Genomic DNA, 14,362 nt, shown 5'->3' with positions numbered 1-14,362 from the left:
TCAGCCCACCCGGTATTCGCTGTCGAGCCGGTCCGTGATGAACATGTACCCCGGCGCGTGCGTGATCGCAAAGGGTGGCCGGGAGGCCATCAGCGCCGCCTGCGGCGTGACCCCGCAGGCCCAGAACACCGGGACGTCCCCCGGTTCCGCGTCCACCGGATCGCCGAAGTCCGGCCGGGACAGGTCCTCGATCCCCAGCGCGCGCGGGTCGCCGATGTGCACCGGCGCGCCGTGCACGGCCGGCATCGCGCGGGTGATCCGGACGGCGTCGTCGACGCGGTCCTCCGGGATCTGCCGCATCGAGACGACCATCGGGCCGAACAGCCGCCCGGCGGGCTCGCACGGCCGGTTCGTCACGTACATCGCGACGTTGCGGCCCTGGTCGACGTGCCGCAACGGGACGCCTTCGGCGGCCAGCGCCGTCTCGAACGTGAAGCTGCAGCCGATCGAGAAGGCGACCATGTCGCTGCGCCAGAGGCCGGTCGCGTCGGACACCTCGCCGGCCAGCACGCCGTTCTGCCAGATCCGGTACCGCGGCAGGTCGGTGCGCAGGTCCGCGCCCTCGGCGAGCCGCGTGGCGGGGTCGCCGGGGTCGGTGACGTCGAGGACCGGGCACGGCTGCGGGTTGCGGGTGCAGAACAGCAGGACGTCGTAGGCCCAGTCTTCCGGCACGGCGATCAGGTTGGTCTGGGTGAAGCCGTCGGCCCAGCCGGTGGTGGGGTGGGCGGTGCCGCGACGGAACGCTTCTCGCGCCTGAGCGGGAGTGAACGTCGCGGGTTCGTCAAAGGTCGTCACGACAAGCCCCTCAGTCGACGAGTTCGATGCCCCGGGTTTCCGGCAGGCCGAGCAGCGCCAGCACGGCGATGCCGTAGCCCAGCGCGCCGAAGACGATCGCGCCGCCCGCGCCGAGGAAGCCCACGATGGTCGGGAAGATCGCGCCGACCGCGCGGCCGAAGTTGTACGTGAAGCCCTGTCCCGTCCCGCGCAGCGCGGTCGGGTACAGCTCCGCCAGGAACGCGCCGAAGCCGCTGAAGATGGCCGACATCGAGAAGCCGAGCGGGAACCCGAGGACGAGCACGAGCCCGTTGGCGCCCTTGGGGATCTGCGTGTACGCGACGATCAGCGCGGCCGAGAGCAGCGCGAACGTCAGGAAGGTCTTCTTGCGCCCCAGCAGGTCGGTCAGGTAACCGCCGCAGACGTACCCGACGAACGCGCCGGTGATGAGGAACGCGAGGTAGCCGCCGGTGCCGATCACGGTCAGCTCGCGCGTCTTCTTCAGGTAGGACGGCAGCCACGTCGAGATCGTGTAGTACCCGCCCTGGACGCCGGTGGCCAGCAGCGCGGCGAAGAACGTCGTGCGCAGCAGGTCGGCCTTGAAGATCTGGGCGAGCGTGCCCTTCGGGCGTTCGGTCTTCAGCCGCTCCTCGGCGCGCGGCGCGTCCTTGACGCTCTTGCGCACCCACAGCACGAGCAGCGCGGGGATGACGCCGGTCCAGAACATGATCCGCCAGGCGACGTCGTCGCTCGCGACGCTGAACACGACGGTGTAGACGATCACCGACAGGCCCCAGCCGACCGCCCACGCGCTCTGCACGAACGCCACGGTCCGGCCGCGGTACTTCGCCTGCGAGTACTCGGCGACCAGCGCGGCGCCCGCCGCCCACTCGCCGCCGAAGCCCAGGCCCTGCAGGGCGCGGAAGACCAGCAGCGTCTCGAAGTTGGGCGCGAAGCCGCAGAGCACGGTGAAGATCGTGTACATCGCGATGGTGATCTGCAGCGTGCGGACGCGGCCGATCCGGTCGGCCAGCATGCCGGCCCCGACGCCGCCGACGGCCGACACGACCAGTGTCGTCGTGCCGAGCAGGCCGGCTTCGCCGCTGGAGATCCCGAAGTACGCGGTGATCGCGGCCAGGCCGAGCGGCAGGGTCTGGTAGTCGAACGAGTCCAGCCCGTATCCGCCGAAGGCGCCCACGAAGGCGCGGCGCCCGCGTTTGCCGAGCGTGCGGAACCAGTCGAACGGCCGGGCCTCGGTAGCTGTAGTCGCAGTCATGGGCACCTCCTGGCCAGTGTCTCTCATCGTGGCGTGACTCACACGGTAGAGATTGTTGAACAATTCCACAAGACGGCAATTACATCGTCCTCAGTGTGACGGGTACCATCGTCGACGTGGTCACCGAAGACAGCGGGCTCCCGGGCCTGGCGGCCGACCGGGGCCTGGTCAGCCGCAAGAGCACGGCCGAGCGGGTCGCCGGCGTTCTGCGCAAGCGCATCGCGGAGGGCTACTTCCTGCCCGGCGGCCGGCTCTCGGAGCAGGACATCGGCAACGCGCTCGGCGTCTCCCGCAACACGCTGCGCGAGGCGTTCCGGCTGCTCACCCACGAGCGGCTGGTGGCGCACGAGCTCAACCGCGGGGTCTTCGTCCGCATCCCGAGCGTCGAGGACGTCGTCGACATCTACCGCGTCCGCAAGATCATCGAGTGCGCCGCGGTCCGAGGGGTGACGGCGAAGCCGGCGACCTTCCAGCGGATCAAGGAAAAGGTCGACATCGGCGACGAGGCCGCGCGCACCGGGAACTGGAAGGACCTCGGCACCGCGAACGTGTGGTTCCACCAGGAGCTGGCCGCGCTGTCCGGCAGCGAGCGCGTCAACGAGCTGGTCGGCAGGCTGACCGCCGAGCTGCGGCTGGTCTTCCACATCATGGCCGAGCCGCGGCGCTTCCACGAGCGCTACCTGCCGCGCAACCACGAGATCCTGGACCGCATCGAGGCCGGCGACGGGCCGGGCGCGGAGCAGCTGCTGATGAAGTACCTCGAAGACGCCGAGGAACAGCTGGTCGGCGCGTACGCGGACCGCGCCGAAGCGGCCCGGGCGGCGGTCGCGGCGGACTAGCTACCCCCGGCGGCGCACCATCTCGGTGATCCAGACCGGCGCGAACGGCGACGTGCAGTTCGGCGGCGTCGGGTAGTCCTTGAGGACCTGCAGGCGCTCGCCGATTTCGATGGCCCGCGCGCGATGGCTCTCGTGCTCGATCCCGATCTGGGCCAGGCAGTGGTTCATCGCCCACTGCAGCCGGTCCGGGGCGTCCTTCATGTCCTTCTCGATGACGTCGAGGAGGTCGTCGAGATCTTCGGGGTGGTTCGCCACGCGGCCGGTGGTCAGCGCCCAGCCGGCGCTCGCGACCACGGGATCCGGATCGGCGAACCACGTCCGGCGGAGATCTTCGGCGTGCGGGCTCTTCTTCACCACGTAATTCACGAGCCAGTCGTGCACCTTCGGCGTGCGCGCGGTGCGGAGCATGGCGTCCAGCTCGTCGCGGTCGAAGGCCTTGGGGCGGCAGACCAGGGTGGCCAGGAGCTTCGCCGCCGTGTCGCCGGTGGCCCAGAGTTCGCGCGCGAGGTCCTGCCGCGTCTTCAGCCGCTTGGCGACCGCGCGCAGCTTGGTGAGGTTGACGCCGTGGTCGTCGCCGTGCTTCTCGTTGACCGCGCGGGCCTTGGGGTCCTCGAGGGCGGCCAGCTCGGCCAGCACGTCGTCGACTGTCGGTTCGGGCACGGCGGCCAGTCTACGGCTGCCCGTTCGGGCACCTCGGCATTTTGACGGTCCCCAATCGCCTCCCGGCTCGCTAGCCTGCGAAAGCGGTTTCGCCGCCGGAGACCCCCAGCGGCAGGCGGAGCCCACCGCTGCCGGGCCGGGGCCTCCCCAGTGCCACGGCCCGGCAGCCCTTCGAACGCGCGACAGGCCCGGCCGGAACCCCGGCCGGGCCTGTCGCTGCTCGCCGTCAGCCGGCGTAGCGCGCGAAGATCCTCGTGAAGTCCCAGGCCTGCTGGGAGACGCCCGAACACGTGTCGTCGTTCGGGTAGGCACCCGGGCACGGGCGGTCGCGGTTGGCCGACCAGAACGTCAACCGGGCCAGGTGGTGGGAGTTCGCGTAGGCCAGGATGGTCGTGAAGTCGTTCAGCGTGACCGTCTCGTTGTTGTCCGTGATGCCGTTCATCGACGAGATGCCCATGTGCCGGTAGGCCGTGTCGTCGTCGTAGCCGTACGCCGACTTGACCACGTTCTTGAGGCCCTCGGCCGCGCGCTGGGTCAGCGTGCCCATGTTCTGGCCGGCGCCGCCGAAGTCGAACGGCATGATGACCCAGCCGTCGACCGTCAGCCCGGACTGCGCCGCGCGGTTCACCAGGCTGCTGTCCGGACCGGACTGTCCGGTGCCGAACGTGACGTACAGCTTGATGCCCGGGTTGTTCGCCCGCACCGTCTTCAGCGCGTCGACCGTGCGCTGCTGCACGGTCGGGTTGCTGTAGGCGTCGGCTTCGATGTCGATGTCGATCGCCTTGAGGCCGTAGGCGTTGATCACCTTCTGGTAGCCCGCCGCCAGCTCGCCCGCGCTGCCGCACGACGACTCCAGCTTGTTGCCGGAGTAACCGCCGAACGACGGGATGACGTCGCCGCCGCCCGCGCGCACCGCATTGATCGTGTTCTGGTCGACGCCGCCGGTGAGCGCCCGGCCGCCGTCCCACTGCGGGTTGCAGTAGCCGTTGGACAGGATGAACGCCAGCGTGAACCACTTGACGCCGGTGGCGTTCTGGATCGTCTGCGGGCTCGGCGGGTTGCCCCAGCCGTTGTAGAGGTACGGCGCGACGGCCATCACGCCCGGTCCGGGCGGCGGGGTGGTGCCGCCGGACGGGAGCGTCCACTGCTGGTTGGCCGTGCTCGCGCACGTCCAGATCTGCAGGCGGGTGCCGTTGGCGCTGGAGTTGCCGGTGGCGTCGAGGCACTTGCCCGAACCGCTGTTGACCAGGTTCTTCGCCGCGTTGGCCGTCCACTTCTGGGCGGCGGAACCGTTGCAGTCCCACAGTTGGATGGTCGTGCCGTTCGCGGTGCCGGCGCTCGTGACGTCCAGGCACTTGCCCAGGGCCTGCAGGGAACCGTCGCTGCCGACTGTCCACTGTTGAGCGTTCGTGCCGTTGCAGTCGTAGAGCTGGATCGCCGTGCCGTTGGCGGTGCTCGCCGAGGCGACGTCGACGCACTTGCCGCCGATGCCGGTGATCGGGCCGGTCGCCGCCTGCGCGACGCCCGGGGCGAGCACCAGCGCCGATGCTGCCGCTACGAGAGCACCGAATGCTGCTAGCTTCTTCATGCGGGTACATTCCACTTCTGGTTGGCGGCACCGGTGCAGGTCCAGATCTGCAGCCGGGTGCCGTTGGCGCTGGAGTTGCCGGTCGCGTCGACGCACTTGTTCGAGCCGGCGCCGACGAGGTCCCTGGCCGCGGTGGCCGCCCACCGCTGGTTGGCCGTGCCGCCGCAGTCCCACAGCTGCAGCTGTGCACCGTCCGCTGTGGACTGCCCGGTCACGTCGATGCACTTGCCGAGCGCACGGATCGTGCCGTCGGTGCCGACGGTCCACTGCTGGGCGTTCGAGCCGTTGCAGTCGTAGAGCTGGACCGCGGTGCCGTTGGCGCTGTTGGCGCCGGCGACGTCGATGCACTTGCCGCCCAGGCCGGTGATCGGGCCGGTCTTGCCGGTGGTGCCGCCGTTGCCCTGGGTTCCGGTCCAGGTGAACGTCGCCGACGTGTGGCCGGGCAGCGTGTAGGTGAACGACGAGTTGCCCCAGTTCACCCGCACGCTCTGGTTGCCGGTGCTCGAGTTGTACGCGATCAGCGCCTTCGAGCCGTCCGGGTTCTTCCAGGCGACGTTGCGGACGGTCGAGTTGTCGTTCGAGTCGATCCGGTACGCGCCGGGCTTCACGAACTTCGTCAGGTGGCCCATCGTGTAGTACTCGACGGTGTAGTCGACCTGCCCGCTGCGCGAGTCTCCGTTGTGGACGGTGATCAGGCCGGTGCAGGTGCCGCAGCCGCCGTTGTGCGGGCCCATGTTCTGGTCGACGGCGAGGCTCCACTTGGTCACGCTCTTCGACCAGTTGCGCGTGTAGTCGACGATGTTGTTCATGTCCTCGGCCTGCTGGTTCGAGATCCAGGTGCCCCCGGAGTGCTCGGTCGAGTAGGCGTTGACGTTCGGGTACTGGTTGTGCGTGGTCGTCTGCTGCGCGATGTCGCCGCCGTACCCGTGCCAGGCGATCCCGCCGAAGTTCGGGTGGTTGCGGATCGCGGAGTCGTCCAGCGTCGGTGCGCCGTAGGAGGCGTAGGTGTCCCAGTTCCAGTCGAGTGCGAGGACCTTTGTGGACAGCCCAGCGCCCTGCAACGCGGGCAGCAGGTTGTTCTTCGCGAAGTACGCGAGCCCGGCGCCGTTCCAGTTGGTCGACGGGTAGCTCGCGCAGCACGTCGGCTCGTTCTGCATCGAGACGTAGTCGATCGGCACACCCGCGGCCTGGTACGCCTGGAGGTACTTGACGAAGTACTGCGCGTAGGCCGGGTAGTACTGCGACTCGACCCAGCCGAGCAGGTAGCTGTCGTTGTCCTTCATCCACGGCGGCGCGCTCCACGGCGACGCCATGACCTTGGCCTGCGGGTTGAGCTGCTTGGCCTGCTTGGTCAGCGGCAGCACGTCGGCCTGGTCGTGCGCGATCGAGAAGTGCGTCAGGTTCGGGTCGGTCTGCCCGGCGGGCATGTCGTCGAAGGTGTAGCTGTAGCGGGCCAGGTCGGACGCGCCGAGGGGGTTGCGGATGAAGCTCAGCCCGATGCCGGCGTTCGGGTCGAACAGCTTGCGCATGGTGTCGTCTCGGGTGGCCTGGGACAGCGCGCCGCTCGAGTTCATCAGCCAGGCCGCGGTGTCCGTGAAGGACGCTCCGCCGCCTTCGAACTGCTGGTAGGTGGTGCCTTCGTTGACGTTGATGGTCACGCCGCCGGAGCCGGTGCCCGAGGCGAACGTGACCGGCGTCTGCTGCTGCAGGCCGCGGGTGACCGTCCGGCCGCCGGCGTCGCTGGTGGTGGTGAGCCAGACGTTCACGGTCTCGCCCGCGGCCTGCGCGGGCGCGGCGAAGGTGGCCGCGGCCAGCGCGGTCACGCCGAGCAGGGTGAGCAGTTTCTTCATGGCAGCGTCCACTTCTGGTTCGCCCCGGTGCCGCAGGTCCAGATCTGGAGCCGGGTCCCGTTGGCGCTGGAGTTGCCGGTGGCGTCGAGGCACTTGCCCGAACCGGCGTTCACGAGGTTCTGCGATCCGTTGGCCGACCACTTCTGCGCGGCGGAGCCGTTGCAGTCCCACAGCTGGATCGGCGTGCCGTTGGCCGTACCGGCACTGGTGACGTCGAGGCACTTGCCGAGGGCGCGGACCGAACCGTCCGCATTGACCGTCCACTGTTGAGCGGTGGTGCCGTTGCAGTCGTAGAGCTGGACGGCGGTGCCGTTGGCGTTGTTCGCGCCCGCGACGTCGACGCACTTGCCGCCGATGCCGGTGATCTGCCCGGCGTTCTGCGTGGGCGGAGTCGTCGTGCCGCCGGCGAACTGGGTCGCGACCTGCTCGCCGAGGCTCGTGGCGTTGGCGTGGTTCTCGATCGGGTTGACGTGCGTGTTCGGGAAGACGATGTAGGTCACCGGGCCCTCGGTGCCGCCGTTGGACGGGTCCGGGTTGATGCCGAGGTTGACGGCGGTCGCGTAGGACGCCTCACCGATGATGCTCGTCGGGCCGGTGTCGCCGACGACCGCGTAGGTGACCTTGTTGTTGTAGATCACCGCCACGACCGATCCGCCGTCGATGCCGTAGTTGCGGTAGTCCCAGGTGGACGTCGGCTGCGGCAGCACGATGTAGGGCAGCTGGGCCGCGTTGAGCGGCTGGTCGGTCGAGGTGTGGAACGCGGTGTCGGGGTAGAAGCAGCAGTCGGTCTGCTCGTTGCACTGGGTAGTCCGGACACCGTCGCAGTCGATGTCCATGTCGGCGGTGAAGAACACCGCGCCGTCGGCCTGGCAGACGGGCACGGTCGCCGCGCCGCCTTCGTCGAATGAATATTTGCCGTTCGAGATCTGCTGGCAGGTTTGCGTCTTCGCGAGCAGCTGGCTCGCGGACGGACCTGCTTCGACGGCGGCTTGGGCGGAGCCGGTCGTGAGGGCGGAAAGCGCTAACAGGGCACACCCCATTAGCGCGACGAGAAATCGTCGCACTGGGATTCTCCTCGTGGGGAAAGGAAAGAGCGCCGGGTAGGCGGACCGGGCGGGGTCCGCCTACCCGAGGGGACGGATCAGGGAGTGGTCCACTTCTGGTTGGCCGTGCCGCCGCAGGTCCAGATCTGCAGCCGGGTGCCGTTGGCCGAGCTGTTGCCGGTGGCGTCGAGGCACTTGTTCGCGTTGGGGTTCACGATGTCCTTGGCGCCGGTCACGACCCATTGCTGGGCACCGGTTCCGTTGCAGTCGTAGAGCTGCACGGGTGTCCCGTCGGCCGTGCCCGCCGCGCTGACGTCCATGCACTTGCCGAGGGCGCGGATCGTGCCGTCGGTGCCGATGGTCCAGTTCTGCGCGGCGTTGCCGTTGCAGTCGGTGATCTGGATCGGCGTGCCGTTGGCGGTGTTCGCGCCGGCGACGTCGACGCACTTCCCGCCGATGCCGGTGATGGTGCCGGTCCGGCCACTGCCCCCGCTCGAGGTGTTGGTGACGTGCACGTAGTCGACCACCAGCTGCTGCGGGAACTGCGTGCTGCTGTTGGGGTCGCCGGGCCAGTACCCGCCGACGGCGAGGTTGAGGATGATGAAGAAGTTGTGGTCGTAGACCCAGCGGTTGCCGTTCAGGTCCGCCGGCGTGCGGGTCTGGTAGAGGTTGCCGTCGACGTACCACTTGATCTGGTTGGGCGCCCAGTCGACGGCGTAGGTGTGGAAGTCGTCGGAGAAGTTCGGGCCGGTGTAGGCCGCGCCGATGCCGCCCGAGCCGGAGTAGCCGGGGCCGTGGATGGTGCCGTGCACGGTGTTCGGCTCGAACCCGACGTTCTCCATGACGTCGATCTCGCCGTCGGTCGGCCAGTTGCCGCCGCCGAGCATCCAGAACGCGGGCCACATGCCCTGCCCGCGCGGGAGCTTCATGCGCGTCTCGAAGTGGCCGTAGGCCTGGCTGAACTTGCCGGCGGTGTTCATCCGCGCGGAGGTGTACTCGCAGCGGCCGTACCAGCAGTTGTAGTTGCCGGGGTTTTCCTTCTTGGCGGTGATGACGAGGTGGCCCTGGCCGTCGAGCTGGGCGTTGTTGGTACCGGAGGTGTAGTACTGCCGCTCGTGGTTGTTGACGTTGTCGCCGGTTTCGAGCTGCCACTTCGACCCGTCGACGGCGGACCCGGCGGGGCCGTTGAAGTCGTCGGTGAAGGTGGCCGCGGCTTCGGCCGCCACCGGGGTCAGGACCTGCTGGCCGAGGAGCAGCAGGGAGGCCGCGGCGAAGAGCGCGGCTGTTCTCTTTCGGGCTTTCCGGAACGAGGTGGACATCGTTGTCGCCTCTCTCACCGTTGGGGGGAACGGCGTTCCGCGCGCAGCACGGAACGCGGGGAGGGGAGGTGGCCTCGCATGCCGGGGCGGCGGCAGGCGCGACCGGTCAGCCGGTGCTCGCGGTCCTGGGCGGGGTCGGACTTGGCGGGCGTCGGCGGGCGCTTTGTTGTGCCTGGCAACAAAGTATGCATGGTCCAGACAAGGCGGGCAACCGTCGGGCGGTCATTTTTTTTCAACCCGAATTAAGGGGGAGTGGGTGACGGGGTCGTTGGTTGCGGTGCTGGTCGGGTGGGTTCCCGGTCAGTGGGGCATGGTTGTGTTGCCCTCTTCCGTCGCTCTCTTCCGGCACCCCGAAGCTGTCATTGTGACTACGGCCGGCAACACCGCGTCAAGGCGGGAAAGCGTGCCTTGACCCGGTGCTGCCGGCCGTGTTCTGGCTTCGGATCGGGGTGCGGGGGAGTCTGGGTCCTCGTCCGTGCCTGTTCTCGAGGTCCCCTTGCGTTTGGTGTTTGGTGTTCGCTCAAGCCGCGTCGGAGTTTGGTGCCCCCGGCTTTGCCAGCTTCGACGTCGCTCCCTGCTCCAGCAGGTCCGCCACTGGCAGTGTTGCCGCTCCCGTTGCCACCGCGTCCAGACCCAGGGATCCCAGCTGGATCGATGTCTGGCTGAACGGGTGCCTTAGTGCGTGTTCGCCGGCCGCCGAACGGATTCGGGGCAGTAGCTGCTCGCCCAGTGCCAGGCCTGCCCAGCCGCCGATCACTATTCTCTCCGGGTTGAACAAGTTGATCAGGTTCGCGATGCCCGCGCCCAGGTAGCCCGCCGTCTCGTCGAGGACCCGGGCCGCCGTCTTCGACTTCGACGACGCCTCCAGCAATGCTGCGAACTGGGCCTGCTCGTCCTCGCCCGGGACCTCCTTGCCCCGGACCTTCCGGTACCTCGCCAGCACCCCGCCCGCACCGATGTACGCCTCCAGGCACCCCAGTGCTCCGCAGCGGCACTGCTGACCGCCGTACGCGATCGTCGTGTGGCCCCACTCGCCCGCGCTGCTCGTCGACCCACGGTACGTCGTTCCGTCCGTCACCACCGCCGCGCCCACGCCCGAGCCGATCAGCGCTATCACCGCGTGGCGCGCTCCTCGGCCCGCGCCGAACCACATCTCCGCCTGGCCCTGCGTCTTCGCTCCGTTGTCCACGAACAGCGGGAGCGACACCCCGGCCTCCTGCAGCAGCGACACCAGCGGTACCGCGTCCCAGCCGACCGTCGGTGCGTGGACCAGCACCTGCTCGCCCTGCTCGACCGTGCCCGGTACGCCGATGCCCACTCCGAGCACGCTCGCGTTCTCGAAGCCGGCGAACACCTCGCGCAGCCCGGACGTCACCTGCTCGACCGCCGTCGCCGGGTCCGGGGCCTTCGGGAGCGGGTGGTCGACCGTGGCCAGGCGGTTCATCGCCAGGTCGAACAGCTCCACCTTGACGCCCGTTTCGCCGATGTCCACGCCCGCGACGTGCCCGTACGCCGGGTCGACGCGCAGCAGCACCCGGGGCCTTCCCCCGTCGGACTCGACCTGGCCCGCCTCCGTGATGAGCCGCTCCTCGCCCAGTTCGGCCGTCACGTTGCTGACCGTCGCCGCACTCAATCCGGTGAGCTGGCTCAGTTCGTGTCGCGACAGCGGGCCGTCGAAGTACAGTTTCGACAGCAGCAGGGAACGGTTGTGCCGCCGCAGATCACGGACGGTGGTGCGCTTGCTCGCCATGGGCAACCCATCTGAAACTCTTACCGGCTTCGACCAGGATGCCTGATCACCGTAAGTTGTGGCTATGTATTAAGTAGTGAACTAAGTCCCGAACCCATAGTGACATGGGCAACGTCTGGCAGAATCCCCCAGGTGACCCAGGTGGTACGCCAAACGACACGTGACCTCCGGCGGCACAACCGCGCGGCGCTCCTCTCCTCCCTCTACCTCCGCGGCCCCGTCAGCAGACTGGAACTGGTAGCTGAATCGGGCTTGTCCGCCGCCACCGTTACCAACGTCGTCTCCGAACTCATCGCCGACGGCGTCGTCGCGGAAGCCGGCTCGGTCGAATCCGACGGCGGGCGGCCGCGGACGCTGCTGGCCGTGCGCCCGGACTTCGGGCACGTCGTCGGCGTCGACGTCGGCGAGACGCACGTCGAGGTCGGCCTCTTCGACTGCGCGCTCGGGACGCTCGGCACGGTCCGCCACCCGTTGGTCGGCACCCGGCTGGACCCGGACGAAGTGGCCGGTCTGGTGCGAACCGGCATCGCGGAAGTGCTCGAAGGGGGCGAACCGGACGCGGTCTTCGGCGTCGGCATCGGTGTGCCCGGCGCGGTCCGCGACGGCGGGATCGTGCACGCGCCCACCCTCGGCTGGCGCGGCGTCGCCTTCGCCGACCTCGTCCACCCGCACATCGAGGCGCCGCTGCACCTCGACAACCGCGCGCGCACCCTGGGCCAGGTCGAGGCCTGGCGCGGCGCCGGCCGCGGCGCCGAACGCGCCATCGTCGCCCTGCTCGGCGTGGGCGTCGGGGCCGCCGTCGCGACCGCCGGGCCGTCGCACCCCGGCATCACCACCAGCGAGTGGGGCCACACCGTCGTCCGGGCGGGCGGGGCGGCCTGCCGGTGCGGCTCGCACGGCTGCCTGGAGGCCTACGTCGGCACGGAAGCGGTCGTCCGCCACTACGCCGACCGCGTCGGCAAAAAACCGGTCATCGGGGACGAAAGCGACAACGAGCTGGCGCGGATCGTCGAGGAGGCCCGTGGCGACGGCCCCGCCGCCGACGTCCTGGCCGAGACCGGTGAGTACCTCGGGATCGGCATCGCGAACCTGATCAACCTGCTCAGCCCGGACCGGGTGGTGCTGTCCGGCTCGGCGGGGGCGATCATGGGACCGGCGATCCTGCCCGCCGTGCGCGACGCGGTGGGCCGGCACGCGCTCGACTACCTGGCCGGGCGCACCGAGGTCGTCCTCGGCAGCCTCGGGCCGGACGCGGTCGCGCTCGGCGCGGCCACGCTGCCGATCGCGCAGCTGCTCGCGAACGGGGGCCGGACCGGCTGATTTCCTTGCGTCGCAAGGAGTAATCACTGCGACAGGTCCAGACCGCCGGTTCTTTTAGTACTTAAACTTAGGCACAAAATGTTACCGCCGTGTTATTGACGTGACCCGAGTCACCCGGGTTGACTTCGGGGCGTCGTTCGGTCGCCGGCGGTCGGGGCTCGCTACCAGTCGACACTTACGCACGTCGTCGATGACTAGGAGGAACGATGCGAGTCAAGCGCTCCATCGTCGCAGCGCTGGTGGCCGTGCTGGCCCTGGGAGGCCTGACCGCGTGTTCGGGCGGCAGCTCGAACGCGGCGCAGAGCAACCCGGACCAGGTGCTCAACGTGGGCAAGCCCGACGGCCCGCAGTCCGAGAACAACAACCCGTTCCTCGAGACGTCCGCCCTGTCGAACATGGGGTACCGGTGGATGATCTACGAGCCCCTCGTCATGCACAACCGCGTCAAGCCGCAGGAGCCGGGCAAGCCCTGGCTGGCGACGAAGTGGGACTGGTCGGACAACTACAAGAAGCTGGTCCTGACCGTCCGTGACGGCGTCAAGTTCTCCGACAACCAGCCGATGACCGCCGAGGACGTCGCCTACACGTTCCAGCTGCTGCGCGACAACAAGGCGCTGAACGTCGACGCCGTGCCCTACAAGGACATCGCCGCGGCGGGCAACCAGGTGACGCTGGGCTTCGAGACCTCCCAGTTCGTCAACCAGCTCAAGATCTTGCAGACGCTCGTCGTGCCCAAGCACGTCTGGCAGTCCGTGAAGGACCCGGCGCTCGACACCGTGAAGAACCCGATCGGCACCGGGCCGTACACGCTCAAGTCGTTCACGCCGCAGACGATGATCGTCACCCGGCGCGACAGCGGCTACTGGCAGGAAGCGCCGAAGGTCAAGGAGATCCGCTACACCTCCTACACCGACAACAACGCGCAGGTCGCGGCGCTGGTCAACGGGCAGTCGGAGTGGAGCTTCGTCTTCATCCCGAACTACAAGGCCGTCTACACCAACAAGGACCCGCAGCACTACAAGCTGTGGTTCCCCGCGCAGCTGGCCGTGCACGGCCTGTGGTTCAACACCGAGAAGGCGCCGTGGAACGACGCGAAGCTGCGTCAGGCCGTCAGCAAGGTGATCAACCGCGACGACATCTTCAACCAGGGCGAGGCCGGCTACTTCTACCCGAAGAACGACCAGGTCACCGGCATCCCGACCCCGGCGGGCGACTCGTTCATCGCGCCGGAGTACAAGGGCAAGACGGTCCAGGTCGACGTCCCGGGCGCCAAGTCGCTGTTGACCGGCGCGGGCTACAAGTTCAATGGCGACAAGCTGGCCGACCCGAGCGGCAAGCCCGTCACGATCAAGCTCACCGTCCCGTCGGGCTGGTCGGACTACATCACCGACCTGGAGATCATCAAGGACAACCTGGCGCAGATCGGCATCACCGCCACGGTCGAGAAGATGAACCAGGACGCGTGGATCAAGTCGGTCGACACCGGTGACTTCGAAGGCCTGATGCACTGGACCAACGACGGTGCGACGCCGTACGACATGTACCGCGACGTCATGGACGGCAACCGCTACAAGCCGACCGGCCAGGGTGGCATCAACGGCAACTACGGCCGCTTCAAGAACGACGAGGCGACCAAGGCGCTCGAGACCTACGCCAACGCCGAGGACGACGCCGCCCGCACCGCCGCCATGGCGACGCTGCAGAAGATCATGATCGAGCAGCAGCCGATGATCCCGACCTCGGCGGCCAACTCCGGCGGCGAGTACAGCACGAAGAACTGGGTGGGCTGGCCGGACGACGCCAACCCGTACGGCCCGGCGCAGCCGACGCTGCGCAACGCGCTCGACATCGTCCTGCACCTGAAGCCCGCGGCCTGATCGATGGCGGAGTCCGTGGCAACGACCGAGCAGTCCCCCTCCGACCCCGTCGCCGTCGGGTCGGAG

11 protein-coding genes are annotated in these 14,362 nt (G+C 68.7%); 3 read left to right on the top strand and 8 right to left on the bottom strand.

Annotated features, from left to right (window positions below):
• Complete coding sequence (locus AB0J40_RS13475) at positions 1 to 795, bottom strand: putative hydro-lyase (RefSeq protein ID WP_364451843.1); 795 nt, start codon at positions 793 to 795, stop codon at positions 1 to 3.
• Positions 796 to 805: 10 nt separating this feature from the next.
• Positions 806 to 2,050 carry an MFS transporter gene (locus AB0J40_RS13470; RefSeq protein WP_364451840.1) on the bottom strand — a complete coding sequence of 415 codons (1,245 nt, stop codon included), beginning with the start codon at positions 2,048 to 2,050 and terminating at the stop codon, positions 806 to 808.
• A 116-nt stretch (positions 2,051 to 2,166) separates the two neighbouring features.
• On the opposite strand from AB0J40_RS13470, the gene AB0J40_RS13465 reads away from it, so the two are divergent.
• Entirely contained in the window at positions 2,167 to 2,889 is a 723-nt protein-coding gene (locus AB0J40_RS13465; protein ID WP_364452556.1) for a GntR family transcriptional regulator, read from the top strand.
• Here the strand turns inward: AB0J40_RS13465 and AB0J40_RS13460 are convergent, their stop codons facing one another.
• From AB0J40_RS13460 to AB0J40_RS13435, 6 genes are all read right to left on the bottom strand, one after another.
• Entirely contained in the window at positions 2,890 to 3,549 is a 660-nt protein-coding gene (locus tag AB0J40_RS13460) for a DNA alkylation repair protein (protein WP_364451837.1), read from the bottom strand. It abuts the gene before it with no gap.
• 226 nt (positions 3,550 to 3,775) lie between these two features.
• Positions 3,776 to 5,137 (bottom strand): ricin-type beta-trefoil lectin domain protein, encoded by a 1,362-nt coding sequence (locus AB0J40_RS13455; RefSeq protein WP_364451835.1) that lies wholly within the window; start codon positions 5,135 to 5,137, stop codon positions 3,776 to 3,778.
• Positions 5,134 to 6,987 carry a ricin-type beta-trefoil lectin domain protein gene (locus AB0J40_RS13450; protein ID WP_364451832.1) on the bottom strand — a complete coding sequence of 618 codons (1,854 nt, stop codon included), beginning with the start codon at positions 6,985 to 6,987 and terminating at the stop codon, positions 5,134 to 5,136. The genes AB0J40_RS13455 and AB0J40_RS13450 overlap by 4 nt, the downstream gene beginning before the upstream one ends.
• A complete protein-coding gene (locus tag AB0J40_RS13445) occupies positions 6,984 to 8,027 on the bottom strand; it encodes a ricin-type beta-trefoil lectin domain protein (RefSeq protein ID WP_364451829.1) in 1,044 nt (347 codons plus the stop codon). Before AB0J40_RS13445 ends, AB0J40_RS13450 begins: the two co-directional genes overlap by 4 nt.
• A gap of 101 nt (positions 8,028 to 8,128) precedes the next feature.
• Positions 8,129 to 9,349: a family 16 glycosylhydrolase gene (locus tag AB0J40_RS13440; protein WP_364451827.1), complete on the bottom strand. Its 1,221-nt coding sequence runs from the start codon at positions 9,347 to 9,349 to the stop codon at positions 8,129 to 8,131.
• A 520-nt stretch (positions 9,350 to 9,869) separates the two neighbouring features.
• On the bottom strand, positions 9,870 to 11,099 hold the full coding sequence (locus AB0J40_RS13435; protein WP_364451825.1) for an ROK family transcriptional regulator: 1,230 nt from the start codon (positions 11,097 to 11,099) through the stop codon (positions 9,870 to 9,872).
• Positions 11,100 to 11,231: 132 nt separating this feature from the next.
• Here AB0J40_RS13435 and AB0J40_RS13430 point away from each other — a divergent pair, with 132 nt between their 5' ends.
• The gene (locus AB0J40_RS13430; RefSeq protein ID WP_364451824.1) at positions 11,232 to 12,419 is read left to right on the top strand and encodes an ROK family transcriptional regulator; all 1,188 of its coding nucleotides are present in this window, start codon (positions 11,232 to 11,234) and stop codon (positions 12,417 to 12,419) included.
• 206 nt (positions 12,420 to 12,625) lie between these two features.
• Positions 12,626 to 14,296: an ABC transporter substrate-binding protein gene (locus tag AB0J40_RS13425; RefSeq protein WP_364451822.1), complete on the top strand. Its 1,671-nt coding sequence runs from the start codon at positions 12,626 to 12,628 to the stop codon at positions 14,294 to 14,296.
• Positions 14,297 to 14,362 lie beyond the last annotated feature (66 nt).

Source organism: Amycolatopsis sp. NPDC049691 (assembly GCF_040675005.1).
Taxonomy (GTDB): Bacteria; Actinomycetota; Actinomycetes; order Mycobacteriales; family Pseudonocardiaceae; genus Amycolatopsis.
This window is presented reverse-complemented; position numbering and strand designations above follow the sequence as displayed.